This is a genomic window from Citrobacter sp. wls714, from assembly GCF_005281025.1.
In the GTDB taxonomy this organism is placed as follows: domain Bacteria; phylum Pseudomonadota; class Gammaproteobacteria; order Enterobacterales; family Enterobacteriaceae; genus Citrobacter; species Citrobacter werkmanii.
The window spans coordinates 203,181-216,653 of sequence record NZ_SZWZ01000075.1 but is presented as its reverse complement, the minus strand read 5'-3'; the positions used below and the strand labels follow the sequence as shown (position 1 = coordinate 216,653).

Here is a 13,473-nt window from a genome sequence, read left to right as displayed (position 1 = left end):
GTTATGCAAAAATCGGTCTTAATAACAGGATGTTCCAGCGGAATCGGCCTGGAAAGCGCGCTTGAGCTAAAGCGCCAGGGTTTTCAAATTCTGGCTGGCTGCCGCAAACCTGACGATGTCGCGCGTATGAGCAGCATGGGATTCACTGGCGTATTGCTGGATCTGGATTCACCCGAAAGCGTGGATCGCGCCGCCGATGAGGTGATCGCCCTGACCGATAATCGTTTATATGGGATCTTTAACAACGCCGGATACGGCGTCTACGGCCCACTGCCCACGATTAGCCGTGAGCAGATGGAGCAGCAGTTTTCCGCCAACTTCTTTGGCGCGCATCAGCTTACCATGCGCCTGTTGCCCGCCATGCAACCTCACGGCGAAGGGCGCATCGTGATGACCTCCTCGGTAATGGGATTGATCTCAACGCCGGGACGTGGTGCCTATGCCGCCAGTAAATATGCGCTGGAAGCCTGGTCCGACGCGCTGCGTATGGAGCTGCGTCACAGTGGGATTAAGGTCAGCCTGATTGAACCTGGCCCCATCCGCACCCGCTTTACCGAAAACGTTAACCAGACGCAGAGCGATGCCCCCGTCGAAAACCCCGGCATTGCCGCGCGATTTACGCTGGAACCACAAGCGGTTGTCGCCAAAGTGCGTCACGCATTTGAGAGCGACAAACCGAAGCTACGTTATCCGGTTACGCTGGTGACCTGGGCAGTTATGCTGCTTAAACGCCTGCTGCCAGGCCGCATAATGGACAAAATTTTACAGGGTTGAGTTGAAGCTCGCGCGTCAGCCCCCATGTAACAAGAAATCGACAAAAGAGAGTAACTCCATGTCCACACAGAATATTGTTAATATTAATGAATCAAACCTGCAGCAGACCCTTGAACAGTCGATGACCACGCCGGTCCTGTTCTATTTTTGGTCTGAGCGCAGCCAGCATTGTCTGCAATTAACGCCGGTGCTGGAGAGCCTTGCCGCCCAGTATAATGGTCAGTTTATTCTCGCCAAGCTCGACTGCGACGCCGAACAGATGATCGCCTCCCAGTTTGGTCTGCGCGCGATCCCTACGGTTTATCTGTTCCAGAACGGTCAGCCGGTAGATGGTTTCCAGGGTCCGCAGCCGGAAGAGGTTATTCGTGCGCTGCTGGAGAAAGTGCTGCCGAGCGAAGAAGAGCTGAAAGCACGCCAGGCTATCGAGTTTATCGAAGCCGGTAATCACGCGGATGCGCTGCCGCTGCTGAAAGAAGCCTGGCAACTCTCCAACCAGAGCAGCGAAATCGGCCTGCTGCTGGCGGAAACGCAAATCGCCCTCAATCGTTCTGACGATGCCGAAGCTGTGCTGAAAACAATTCCATTGCAGGATCAGGATACCCGTTATCAGGGGCTGGTCGCACAGATTGAACTGCTGAAGCAGGCGGCGGATACGCCGGAAATCCAACAGTTGCAGCAACAGGTTGCCAGCAACCCGCAGGATGCCGCGCTGGCCACGCAATTAGCCATCCAACTCCATCAGGTCGGACGTAACGAAGAATCGCTGGAATTGCTGTTCAGCCACCTGAAGAAAGATCTTACGGCTGCCGACGGTCAGGCGCGTAAGACCTTCCAGGAGATCCTTGCCGCACTGGGAACCGGCGATGCGCTGGCTTCGAAATACCGCCGCCAGCTGTACGCGCTGCTGTACTAATCCGTTTGATTTGGCCCGATGGTGCTTGCGCTTATCGGGCCTGGAAATTCAACAAATACCGCTCCCTCCGGCATCACATCACGTCTTCTTCAAATGCGTTACGACTAATTGGTGGCGTGAATTATAGAACTTCCGATAGGTCAGGTAGCAGGCAATAATGGTTGACAGGCTGGCGGTCGAAAGCAGCATAAACGTCACCATAATCTGATACTTAATCGCTTTTACCGGATCAATACCTGCAAAGATCAATCCGGACATCATCCCCGGTAAACTCACCAACCCCACAGTCTTCGCTGAATCGATCGTCGGGATCAGCGAGGCGCGAATGCTGTCGCGAATCAGCGGCGCGGAGGCAACCTTCGGCGTCGCGCCGAGGCTGAGCTTTTCCTGGATTTGCTGCTGTTCACTGTTAAACCGCTGCCCCAGATTGTTGTAACACAACCCCACCGCCACCATCGCATTACCTGCAATCATCCCGGAAATCGGGATCACCTGCATCGGCGTGAACTCAATAGAGCCGGACAACACCAGGACCGACAGCGTCAACCCCGCCCCAAGCGTAATGGCAATAAACGACGAGAGAAAAGCGTTATCAATATATTTACTGCGTTTCTGCGCGTTATAGGCGGCGTTAAAACAGATAAACAGCACCATCAATAAGGTCAGAATGCTGTGATTGACGCCGAAAATATATTTCAGTACATAGCCGACGATAATAAGCTGAACCACCGCCCGGCAAACGCTCAAGAGAATATCTTTTTCCAGCGCCAGTTTTTCTTTGTTACTGATCAGTATGGCGACCACCACCAGCATCATCGCTAACGCCAGTGATTCATTGGTAATATTATGCTCGTTCATTGCTGACTTCCTGCATTTCTCCGGCGTGCGGTTGAAGAGTGATGACATTATCCGCGTGATTAATCTCATCTTTATCGTGCGTCACCCACAGCACGGCAATATTCTTGTCGCGAACATAGTGGTGAATTAATTCATTCACGTTACGTTTGTTGGACTCATCCAGTGCGCTGGTGATTTCATCAAGCAGCAGGATTTTTGGCAGAAACTGTAAATTACGAATTAACGAGACGCGCTGCTTTTCGCCGCCGGACAGTTCATTGATCCCTTTTTTGAGAATACTTTCGGGCAACTCAAAACGGGCCAGGTCTTCCAGAAACACATCCGGTTCCGGGCGTTTATCGCGGATTTGCCAGGGAAAAATGAGGTTGTCGTAGACGGTGTCACCGAACAAAGCGGGCGTTTGCGCGCAATAAGAGACCTGCTGGCGATAAGCTTCAGGCTTAAGCGTTAATATCTCCTTACCCTCAAAAAGGATTTCACCTGAACTCGGACTAATTAACGACGCCACAATTTTCAGTAACGTACTTTTACCGCAGCCGGACTGGCCGGTAATCAGCTTAAATTCTCCGGCATCGAGATTAAAACAGATGTTATTGAGAACCTGCGTCGCCCCCGCCTGCCAGGCGACATTTTTCAACTGAAGCAAAATGCTGCTTTCTTCCATTATCGATCCTTTTTTACCTCTTTCGTGCAGACAGTCTATACCCAAAATAATTCGAGTTGCATGAAGGCGGCAAGTGAGTGACAAATTCGTCAGGAACGAATTTGAACAGCCAAAGGCTGGCCTTCGGTGAGGGACATGGATGTCCCTCATTAATCTCCAGGAGCATAGCTAGCTATGTGACTGGAGTGAACGACAAATCTGCCGGGAGCAGATTTGAACGCTGCTTACAGCGGCCCCGCAGGGGCGAGGCCCAAGGATGGGCCGAGTAACGTAGATAACGCACATGCAGCTTGAAGTATGAAGGGTATATTCCTGTAATTTATTATAGGGGAGCCACCTTGATTAATCGGGTATAATTTGACTAATGAGGCAGTAAAGGACAGCACAACAGGAGGTTTCATCAATGCTCATTTTTATTCCTATTCTTATTTTTGTCGCGCTGGTCATCGTCGGCGCAGGCGTCAAAATCGTCCCACAGGGATACCAGTGGACGGTAGAGCGTTTTGGCCGTTACACCAAAACCCTGCAGCCGGGTTTAAGCCTTGTTGTACCGTTCATGGACCGTATTGGTCGTAAGATCAACATGATGGAACAAGTGCTTGATATCCCTTCTCAGGAAGTCATCTCCAAAGATAACGCCAACGTCTCGATTGATGCTGTGTGCTTTATTCAGGTGATCGACGCGCCGAAAGCGGCATATGAAGTCAGTAACCTCGAACTGGCAATCATCAACCTGACCATGACCAACATTCGTACCGTTCTCGGCTCAATGGAGCTTGATGAAATGCTCTCCCAGCGTGACAACATCAACACGCGCCTGCTGCATATTGTTGATGAGGCCACCAATCCCTGGGGCATCAAAATCACCCGTATTGAGATTCGTGACGTGCGTCCACCGGCGGAACTGATTGACGCCATGAACGCGCAAATGAAAGCCGAACGTACCAAGCGCGCCTACATTCTGGAAGCCGAAGGCATCCGCCAGGCGGAAATCGTCAAGGCCGAGGGTGAGAAGCAGTCGAAAATCCTGATAGCGGAAGGTGAACGTCAGTCCGCGTTTTTACAGGCTGAAGCGCGTGAACGTTCCGCAGAAGCAGAAGCCCGCGCAACGCAGATGGTTTCTGAAGCCATTGCCGCCGGAGATATCCAGGCCGTGAACTACTTCGTGGCGCAGAAATACACCGAAGCCTTGCAGCATATCGGTTCGTCGAATAACAGCAAAGTAGTGATGATGCCGCTGGATGCCAGCAGCCTGATGGGTTCCATTGCCGGGATCGCCGAACTGGTTAAGGACAGCGCCAGCGAGCGGAAAAAATCATGATAGCGATGATTCTGGTCCATCCGCACATCTTCTGGCTCAGCCTCGGCGGTCTGTTGCTCGCCGCCGAGATGCTGGGCGGTAACGGTTATTTGCTATGGAGCGGCGTGGCAGCGGTGATAACCGGACTGGTGGTTTGGCTCCTCCCGCTCGACTGGGCGTGGCAGGGAGCGATGTTCGCTGTACTCACGCTACTGGCGGCCTGGCTGTGGTGGAAGTGGCTGGCAAAACGCGTGAAAGAGCAGAAACCAGCCGACAGCCATCTTAACCAGCGCGGTCAGCAGTTGGTTGGCCGTCGATTTATTCTGGAAAGCGCCCTGGTCAATGGTCGCGGACATATGCGCGTCGGCGACAGTTCGTGGCCCGTCAGCGCCCGCGACGATTTGAGCGCGGGAACGCAGGTTGAAGTCATTGCCGTTGAGGGAATTACCCTGATTATCAAAGCGGTACCACACTAAAATAGACAGGAATTCAGACTATGATCAGGAAGACGTCTCTCGCCGTTGCCCTTTATTCTTTGCTGGCTGGCGCGCCTCAGGCTTTCGCCTCCTTCGATATGGAAGACTGCAAATGGAGCGACGACAGCTGCCTGCTGAAAGGTACGCCGACCTTTAACCCGGCAAACGACAGCCGCGACAACCTGCTGCGACTGCTGAGCCAGGAAAAAGCATTTGATCTGCCCGTGCAGTCGATGCCTGAAGATATCACCCGCTCCCGCGATTTCTATTTTGCGTATCACCCGCAGTGGGATGAAACAGCCCCGCAGCCAGCCTCTGCCCCGGCATCCGCTGAAGATAGCCCCCTCTCCCGACAGATGGCCGAGCTGAACATTAATGCGGATGAAGCCAACGTCAACGACGCCGAGCATGAGAACCGTCATGTTTCGAATAATACCGCCAGCGTCAGCCAGTTTTTTGCCGCACTGCTGGCCGATACCGCGTTAACAGCAGAGCAACGCCAGGCCTTAGCGCAAGCGCGTATGGGGCTGTTCTCTGACGCGACCCGTGAACAGATTGAGTCATCTCTCGCCACTCTCCCGACGGATTCGCCAGCTCAACACTACAAAAGTTACCTCGTAGCAGCCGCCAGCTTCTATGCGGGTGATTATGCCAGCGCCGAACGGGATTTCACTCAGCTCGCTAAAAGCGATCGCCCGTGGCTGGCGGAGACCGCGCAATACATGCTGATGCGTACGGCGCTGAACAAGAGCAGTCAGAACAGCGTGGGCGAATATGGCGATTTTGATATCGCTAAAATTAACCGCGGGGACGCCTCTCAGGCTCAGATTCTGGCGCAAGCCTATCTGCAACGCTTTCCGCAGGGGCAATACGCCGACTCCACGCGCGGCATGTTGCGCCGAATTAACTGGTATTTACAGGCATGGCCGCAGTTGGCCGGATTGTATGAGCAGACGCTCCAGCAGTCGGCTGACGCACAGCAGCTGCGTGAAACCGTCATCGAATACGATAATGTCTACGGCATGGCGTTCTACGATCAATCCGTGCTGGAAGCCTTCCCCGATGCGCCGCGAGTCAGCTACATCGAACTGCTACGCGCGTTACGTCTGGATAGCAATAACAAACCCACGCTGACCCAGACGCAACTCGACGCCAGCAAGCCGGTGTTTGATCAGAGCCAAAAACTGCCACTGTGGCGCGATCTGCAACTGAATCTGTGGCTGGCGACGGGCAACTATGCGGCGATTATCCAGGCGGTCGCGCCAGCGCAAAAACTGGCACCGCGCGATACGCTGGCCTTCAGCGAACAGGTGCTGTACGGCGAAGCCCTGATGGGCCAGAAGAATTGGACCGCGGCACGCGATTTCTGGCAGCAGTTGCTGAAACTCAGCCAGGACAACGAACAGCGGCAGTATGTGCAGGCTAAGCTCGCCGCCACACTGGTTTATAGCGGTGACGTGGCTGCGGTTTTCGCTCCGGATAGCGCGGTGACTAACCTGCGTTTTCGTTCGCAGGTGCTGAAAACACAGGCCACACTTGAACAACTGCGTCAGCAGGCCATCCATGGACCGAATAACGAAGAACGTACCATCGCCCTGCATACGCTGCTGGTACGGGATCTTACCGAGAATCGTTTTGGCGACTGGTTGAAAGATAAAAAGCTTGTCAGCGAAATCGCACCGCCGGTCATTGGCGAGGCGTTTAATGACGTGAACCTGAGCACTTTTGACTGGAACGGCGATACGGCTCAGGCCGGGTATACCTGCCGCAGCCTCAATGAAACGGTAACGGTATTGAGTAAAAAAGCGGATGATGCCCACGCGCTGAACTGTTTAGGCGAATTTTTCCGTACCACGCAAACGCATGTTGATCTGTGGAAAAACAGCGCTGGCAACGACGTGCTTGAAGCAGCCATTTCTCGTAAGGAGCCGTTTGGCCAGTTCGACAGACAAAGCTACTATCAGCAGGTAATCACCTCGCCCACCGCCGAAGTCGAAGATAAGAGCTTCGCGCTGTACCGCGCCATCATGTGCTATGCGCCTTCAGGCTCTAACGAATGCGGCGGTGATGACGTGGATAAACTGCAGCGTAAGGGCTGGTTCACCCAACTGAAAACGCAGTATCCGGGAAGTCCGTGGGCGCAAAAACTCAAATATTACTGGTAACCGCGCTACTGGTGGGCCAGGCACAGGCGGCGGATATCGTCGCCGCGCGTGACCATCCGGCCTTCTGGCTGTGGTCCGGAGTGAAGGCCAGTGACGAGCTGAAAAACGCGCAAACGGTCTATCTGCATCAGGGCGAGGTACTGGTTCGGTCGGGTAACGTGGTTTTCCAGCGCTTGGGACTGCCGGTCAGTCGACTGACTTTTCCCTCAATCTGGCTGACCGTACGCTTTACCACGCTCGACGTACCGGAGGTGATTCCTGCCCGTATCATACGGCTGATGCAACGCTGGCAGAACGCTGGCAACCACGTCGTCGGCCTGCAGGTTGATTTTGACGCGGCGACCCACCAGCTAACCGATTACGCCCGTTTTCTACAGCAGCTACGCCAACAGCTACCGGCCGAGTTTGCGCTTGGCGTGACCGGACTACTGGATTGGGCAAAAACAGGCGATGTCGCCACACTGAACGCGCTGGCGGTTGATGAACTGGTAGTGCAGAGCTATCAGGGGCGGCGCACGGTGACGAATTACCAGGCGTATCTGCCCGCACTCAGCCGCCTGCGTATTCCATTTAAGCTGGGACTGGTGCAAAACGGCAGCCGGGATCTGCAGGCAGAAGCGCAGCTGGAGAAATCCCCGTGGTACCGCGGCACGGTGGTGTTTATGCTTAATCCCCCTCGCCGTTAAGCCTTCGCTTTGTGATGACAGCAGCCAGAAAAATTATCCATGATCGGGCATTCGGCGCTGTCATCGCCGGGGCAACTCTCCGCCAGCGCCAGCAAATGCAACCGCATGGCCTGCAGCTCGCTGATATGCCGCTCAATGTCCGCGACTTTCTCTAATGTGCGTTTTTTTACGTCCGCGCTGTGACGCGCCGGATCGTTAAACAGATTTACCAGCTCACCGCACTCTTCCAGATTAAAACCAACCTGCCGCGCCTGGCGCAGCAGCGTCAGTTCATTCAGATGCTGTTGGTTGTATGTACGATAGCCATTTTCGCTACGCAGCGGCGGCGTCACTAGCCCTTTTTCTTCATAAAAGCGTATCGCTTTGCTGGTTAAACCGGTTTTTTTCGCTACATCGCTAATATTCACATTTCCCCCATCAGATCATTGAAGAGCCGAATCTCATTATAACGCACATCCTTCTCTCTTATAGATCCGAAACGATCCAGACCCACCACGCAGCAGTAAAGCCACTGGAGAACGGGGCGATAAATAAAGAAATGCTCAAACCCGCTCCCCGGTTTTAGCAACATCAATATCTTATATTTTCTTCTCGAGCAGATGGGTGCGCATCAGTTCTGAAGCCATTTGAGCATCACCTTTTCTAATGTATGACAGGATTTCCCTTTGTTTTGTCGCGGTATCCAGGAAATATTGGCGATCATTTGCCGGTAACGACTCTCTTGTTTTCTCAAAATAAGTAATTAACACATCAGAGAAAACCTGCAGAACACGGTTGCCGCTTGCCTGCAGCAGGAGCAGATGAAAATCCCGATCGTGTTGATCGGCTTCTTGCGGATTGTCTGCGTTTTCTTCTATAAGCCTCAGTTCATTTTCGAGTTTCGAGAGCATGGCCGGAAAGATTCGCCGGGTTGCCAGGGGAATGATCGCACATTCAATCAGGATCCTGGCCTCTGTAAATTCCGTAATGTCAAAACCAGACAGATCGAACTGCATCAGCAGTTGGTTGTTAATGCTGCTTTGTCCCACATTTTTCAACACGCTGCCTCGGCGAGGGGCGCGTTCAAGCATCCCCATCTGTACCAGAGTGCTGAGCGCCTGACGGACTTTATAGCGAGATGTATTAAAACGAGCCGCGAGTTCAGTTTCTGTTTCAATACGTCCGTCGGCTTTACGGTTAGCATCATCAAGTAGATAATCTTTAATACTTTCAAACAGTTCGTTTTTTTTATCCATAACGTTCTCTGATTACAGTATGACTGCATTCATAAGTATAAATAATATAATAAATTAGGTTACTTTATATACCATCGTGATAAAATTATAACCCATCATTATTAGAATAATATTAAAATATTTGTTAACAAAAAGGAATTAATTATGGTGTTATTCGTAATTCAGTTTGCGATAGTTCTTACATGTATTGGTATAGGGGGGCGCTTTGGGGGAATTGGCTTAGGCGCCGCTGGCGGATTAGGGCTCGCTATTCTGACCTTTGGATTTGGCCTCCCTCCTGACTCTCCCCCTATTACGGTCATTTCTATTATTCTTGCAGTTATCACTTGTATCACTATCCTTCAGGCGGCAGGTGGTCTGGATCTCTTCGTTACGATGGCTGAAAGAATTCTGAGAAAGTGGCCTGGGGCAATCACTTTTCTGGGGCCAGCAGTCGCTTATCTTTTTACAGCTATATGCGGAACAGGATATGTTGCCTTTTCCGTTTACCCGGTGATTGCAGAAATAGCAGCAGATGCCAGAGTACGGCCGGAACGAGCAATGTCGATGTCAGTTATTGCCGCCAATTTTGGGCTCATTGCCAGCCCGGTGAGTGCCGTCGTAACAGGAACAATTGCCGTCCTTGCCGGGTTACATATTTCTGCTTTAGATATTTTATTAGTGACCGTTCCCGGAACGTTTCTTGGCTGCCTGGTTGGCTGTCTTTTTGTCTTTAAAAGAGGCCATGAGCTTGAAAATGATCCAGAATTTCAACGCCGGGTTGCTGAAGGTGAATTTGAGTCAGTAAAAGCTGAAGATCGTACAGCAAACATCGTGACCAAAGAAGCGAAGAGAGGATTGCTGATTTTTCTTACCGGCATCATTTTGGTTGTTGTTATGGGATCTATTCCTCAATTACGACCAGTATGGAACACTGGTTCCGGCATAGAGCGCATGAGCATCCCAACCGCGCTGCAAATAATCATGCTAACAACGGCGTGTATTATTATGATGGTATGTCGAATTTCTCCTTCGAAACTTGATTCAGGTTCCGTTTTTAAAGCGGGCCTGGTCGGTGTCGTTGCCATATTTGGTCTGTCATGGATGATGAACTCTTTCTTTGAAGCCTGGCACGAACTATTTAATACGGCTTTTCATGGTTTTCACAACCCCGTGCTATTCGGCATAATTGTGTTTGGTCTTTCCGCCGTGATTTATAGCCCTGCAGCAACTGCGGTGGCGTTATTACCTGCTGGCGTATTAATGGGATACCCGGCTGAAACGCTGATAGCATTACTTCCGGTCACGTGTGGATCGTTTATTATTCCAGGTGGGGCACAGATTGGATGCGTGGCGTTTGACAGGACCGGAACAACCCGTATTGGTAAGTATGTGGTAAATCACAGTTATATGTTACCAGGTCTGGTCACCGTTGTGGCGTCGACCCTTTTCTGCTTCCTCTTTGCCAAAATCATATAGTGCCGAAATATTATCCTGTGACATCCCCTGCTGCATAAAACAGAGGGGATGCCGCTCATTTAGGTCAAAGCACAATCACTGTATCTCTCTTCACCTGCAACTAAAGAACAACCTGCGCAATCAAGTAGGCAAAAATTACCTGTGAGATAACCATGACGAAACCAGGACGAATATAGCTATGGTTAACCACAAAACGTCCAATTTTGGTTGTACCCGTTCTGTCAAACGCCACGCAACCAATCTGATTCGCCCCAGGGATAATAAAATCACCGCAGGTACAGGCAAATATAGCGATGAGATACGGAGCGGGAATACCCAGCGTGACGCCTAAGGGCATGATTGCCGCTACCGTCGCAGCCGGACTCATGATGACCAGGGAGAACAGGAATACCACAATACCAAACAGCATTGGTGCCCCATTCACGAGACCGCCAAAAACGTTGATCAGTTCTGACTGGTAAGCATCAAAAAAAGTTGCTGTCATCCAGGACACACCGAGTATTGCCACGACCCCCATCAAACCGGCACGAAATACCGACCCACTATTCAGAGTACTGCTGGGAACCCTGCCGACAATCATGATGAATAATGCAGCGGTTAGCATGATCATCTGAATAACCATTGGGGTTGAAAGTCGCTTTCCATCCCAGGAAGGAAGTAGTTCTGTAAAAGATCCCAAAATGAGTACCAGCACAACCCCGATTGCAAAGATGGCCACACCTTTTTTGGCGCCAGGTGACGCAACATATTCCTTTTTCTGCTCGGAATGCATGAACTCATACTCACCAGCTGCAACACGCCGCTGAAATTCAGGATCGTCTTCCAGCTCTTTCCCACGCTTGTAGACTGAAAAGCTGGTGACGATTGCCGCCATAAAAAATGAAGGGAGGGCGATGGATAATATTTGTCCCAGTGTGATCCCAGCATATTCATGCAGGATAGCCAGCATCCCGGCGGTTGCCGCGCTCATTGGGCTGGCAGCAACCGCGACGCTGGCCGCGATGACCGTTGCGGATAATGCTCGTTCGGGACGCACTTTGGCTTCAGCGGCAACCTCTGCGATAACAGGATACAGGGAAAACGCAACATAAGTGGTTCCGCAGAATAACGTAAATACCGACGTTAATATTGGCGCAAAAAACGTAATCGCCTGCGGTTTTTTACGAAGTAACTTTTCAGCTACTCTGACCAGATAATCTAACCCACCGGCAGCCTGCAATATACTAACAGCGCCAATAACACAAATAATAATTAACATTGCCGTAATGGATGGTGAGGAGGGTTTGAGCCCAAAACCCAAAACGAGTATTGCGACCCCTAATCCCCCACCAGCACCAAGTCCCATTCCGCCATACCTTCCGCCAATTCCAATACAGGCGAGTACAATAAATAATTGTATAAAGAATAAAACGTCCATTTTTTTCACCTTAAAGAAGCTCCCGGACATTGCATCCGGGAGATATTGATTATTATATTCAGAATTATTTTAAATATTTTCTGGCTATATCAATCTGTTTTCTAACAGCATCCGGTCCGGTTCCACCATAGGACATTCTGGCTTTAATACATGCCTCCAAAGAAATATTCTCATAGATGTCATTTTCAATTTTATTATCAAATGAGCGGAACTCATCCATAGAAAGTTCTTCTAACATTTTTTTATGCTTAATACAGTAATTAACCGCACTACCTACTACATGGTGCGCCTCTCTGAAAGGAATACCTTTACGCACAAGGTAATCTGCCATATCAGTCGCATTCGAGAACCCTCTGGCCGCCGCGCCACGGGTATTCTCTGCAAGAATGACCATTTTATCGAGCATCGGGGCCATAATTTTCAGACTGGCCTGTAACGTATCCATTGAATCATAGACCTGCTCTTTATCCTCGCTCATATCCGTATTATAAGCGAGCGGTATTCCTTTCATGATAGTCAGCATGGCCATTAGATTTCCGTACATACGCCCCCCCTTTCCGCGCATTTTTTCAGCTACATCGGGGTTTTTCTTTTGCGGCATAATGCTGGAGCCCGTACAAAAATCATCAGAAAGCTCAATAAATTTAAAATCCTGGCTGGAGAATAAAACCAGTTCCTCTGAAAGACGAGTTAGGTGCATAAAGCACATCGCTGCAGCTGCGGTGAATTCAACCATATGATCACGATCGCTGACAGAATCAATACTGTTTTCAGTCGGCTTATCAAAACCAAGCTCACGGGCAGTGAAGTCACGGTCAATAGGAAAAGTTGTTCCTGCGAGAGCTGCCGCGCCTAAAGGACACTCTCCCATACGGTGATACAGGTCTTCAAATCGGGTCCAGTCACGACGTAACATCCAATAATAAGCCATAATCCAGTGCGATAAAAGAATGGGCTGACCGGTTTGTAAATGCGTGTAGCCCGGCATTATCGCATCAATATTATTTTCTGCTTGATTTACTATAATTTCTTGTAGATTAACAATGTCCTGTTGAATTTCGCGAATAGTGGCTCGCATATGCATTTTAGAATCTACGGTGGTCTGATCATTACGGCTGCGACCGGTATGTAGTTTCCCCCCGACAGGGCCAATGATTTCAGTCATTCTTCTTTCAATAGCCATATGAATATCTTCATCGACAGTATCGAAAATGAATTGACCTGCTTCAATTTCTTTATTTACCTGTGTTAATCCGCCAATAATGGCATTTGCTTCATCTTGCGTAATAATCCCCTGAAGCCCCAACATGGTGGCATGTGCAATACTTCCCTTAATATCAAAAGGGCATAACCGTTGCTCCAACATAATAGTTGCATTATAGGATTCAACTAATTTATTTGTTGGCATATCAAAACGCCCGCCCCATAACTTTGTAGACATAAAGCCTCCAGCTTAATTGTTACAGAATAGTCAAATTGCCAGATAATCGGTTTGAGTTCAGTTTCAGAGTACAAAATCGCGCCTTT

The 13,473-nt window shown here is 50.4% G+C and carries 13 protein-coding genes; 7 read left to right on the top strand and 6 right to left on the bottom strand.

Annotated features, from left to right (window positions below; genetic code table 11):
• Positions 1-3 precede the first annotated feature (3 nt).
• Both FDX11_RS16840 and FDX11_RS16835 read left to right on the top strand, forming a co-directional pair.
• Positions 4-774, top strand: a complete 771-nt coding sequence (locus FDX11_RS16840) for an SDR family oxidoreductase (RefSeq protein WP_137398263.1) — start codon at positions 4-6, stop codon at positions 772-774.
• Positions 775-832: 58 nt separating this feature from the next.
• Complete coding sequence (locus FDX11_RS16835; RefSeq protein ID WP_042310010.1) at positions 833-1,687, top strand: co-chaperone YbbN; 855 nt, start codon at positions 833-835, stop codon at positions 1,685-1,687.
• Between the two features lie 78 nt (positions 1,688-1,765).
• Here the strand turns inward: FDX11_RS16835 and fetB are convergent, their stop codons facing one another.
• Both fetB and fetA read right to left on the bottom strand, forming a co-directional pair.
• Positions 1,766-2,545 carry an iron export ABC transporter permease subunit FetB gene (fetB, locus tag FDX11_RS16830; RefSeq protein WP_137398262.1) on the bottom strand — a complete coding sequence of 260 codons (780 nt, stop codon included), beginning with the start codon at positions 2,543-2,545 and terminating at the stop codon, positions 1,766-1,768.
• The gene (gene fetA, locus FDX11_RS16825) at positions 2,532-3,209 is read right to left on the bottom strand and encodes an iron ABC transporter ATP-binding protein FetA (RefSeq protein ID WP_137398261.1); all 678 of its coding nucleotides are present in this window, start codon (positions 3,207-3,209) and stop codon (positions 2,532-2,534) included. The genes fetB and fetA overlap by 14 nt, the downstream gene beginning before the upstream one ends.
• A 403-nt stretch (positions 3,210-3,612) precedes the next feature.
• On the opposite strand from fetA, the gene FDX11_RS16820 reads away from it, so the two are divergent.
• From FDX11_RS16820 to FDX11_RS16805, 4 genes are read left to right on the top strand one after another with little or no spacing between them, the layout of a single operon-like run.
• The gene (locus FDX11_RS16820) at positions 3,613-4,530 is read left to right on the top strand and encodes an SPFH domain-containing protein (RefSeq protein ID WP_003831073.1); all 918 of its coding nucleotides are present in this window, start codon (positions 3,613-3,615) and stop codon (positions 4,528-4,530) included.
• Complete coding sequence (locus FDX11_RS16815) at positions 4,527-4,985, top strand: NfeD family protein (protein WP_042310014.1); 459 nt, start codon at positions 4,527-4,529, stop codon at positions 4,983-4,985. Before FDX11_RS16820 ends, FDX11_RS16815 begins: the two co-directional genes overlap by 4 nt.
• Positions 4,986-5,005: 20 nt before the next feature.
• A complete protein-coding gene (locus tag FDX11_RS16810) occupies positions 5,006-7,150 on the top strand; it encodes a hypothetical protein (RefSeq protein ID WP_137398260.1) in 2,145 nt (714 codons plus the stop codon).
• Complete coding sequence (locus FDX11_RS16805) at positions 7,120-7,836, top strand: DUF3142 domain-containing protein (protein WP_137398259.1); 717 nt, start codon at positions 7,120-7,122, stop codon at positions 7,834-7,836. Before FDX11_RS16810 ends, FDX11_RS16805 begins: the two co-directional genes overlap by 31 nt.
• Here the strand turns inward: FDX11_RS16805 and cueR are convergent.
• Both cueR and FDX11_RS16795 read right to left on the bottom strand, forming a co-directional pair.
• The gene (gene cueR / locus FDX11_RS16800; RefSeq protein ID WP_137398258.1) at positions 7,833-8,243 is read right to left on the bottom strand and encodes a Cu(I)-responsive transcriptional regulator; all 411 of its coding nucleotides are present in this window, start codon (positions 8,241-8,243) and stop codon (positions 7,833-7,835) included. The genes FDX11_RS16805 and cueR overlap by 4 nt on opposite strands.
• Positions 8,244-8,414: 171 nt before the next feature.
• Complete coding sequence (locus FDX11_RS16795; RefSeq protein WP_061381578.1) at positions 8,415-9,071, bottom strand: FadR/GntR family transcriptional regulator; 657 nt, start codon at positions 9,069-9,071, stop codon at positions 8,415-8,417.
• Positions 9,072-9,215: 144 nt separating this feature from the next.
• Here FDX11_RS16795 and FDX11_RS16790 point away from each other — a divergent pair, with 144 nt between their 5' ends.
• Positions 9,216-10,529, top strand: a complete 1,314-nt coding sequence (locus FDX11_RS16790) for an anaerobic C4-dicarboxylate transporter family protein (RefSeq protein WP_042310021.1) — start codon at positions 9,216-9,218, stop codon at positions 10,527-10,529.
• Between the two features lie 100 nt (positions 10,530-10,629).
• Here the strand turns inward: FDX11_RS16790 and FDX11_RS16785 are convergent, their stop codons facing one another.
• Positions 10,630-11,946, bottom strand: a complete 1,317-nt coding sequence (locus FDX11_RS16785; protein ID WP_061381577.1) for an anaerobic C4-dicarboxylate transporter family protein — start codon at positions 11,944-11,946, stop codon at positions 10,630-10,632.
• A gap of 64 nt (positions 11,947-12,010) precedes the next feature.
• The gene (gene argH / locus FDX11_RS16780; RefSeq protein ID WP_137398257.1) at positions 12,011-13,387 is read right to left on the bottom strand and encodes an argininosuccinate lyase; all 1,377 of its coding nucleotides are present in this window, start codon (positions 13,385-13,387) and stop codon (positions 12,011-12,013) included.
• Positions 13,388-13,473 lie beyond the last annotated feature (86 nt).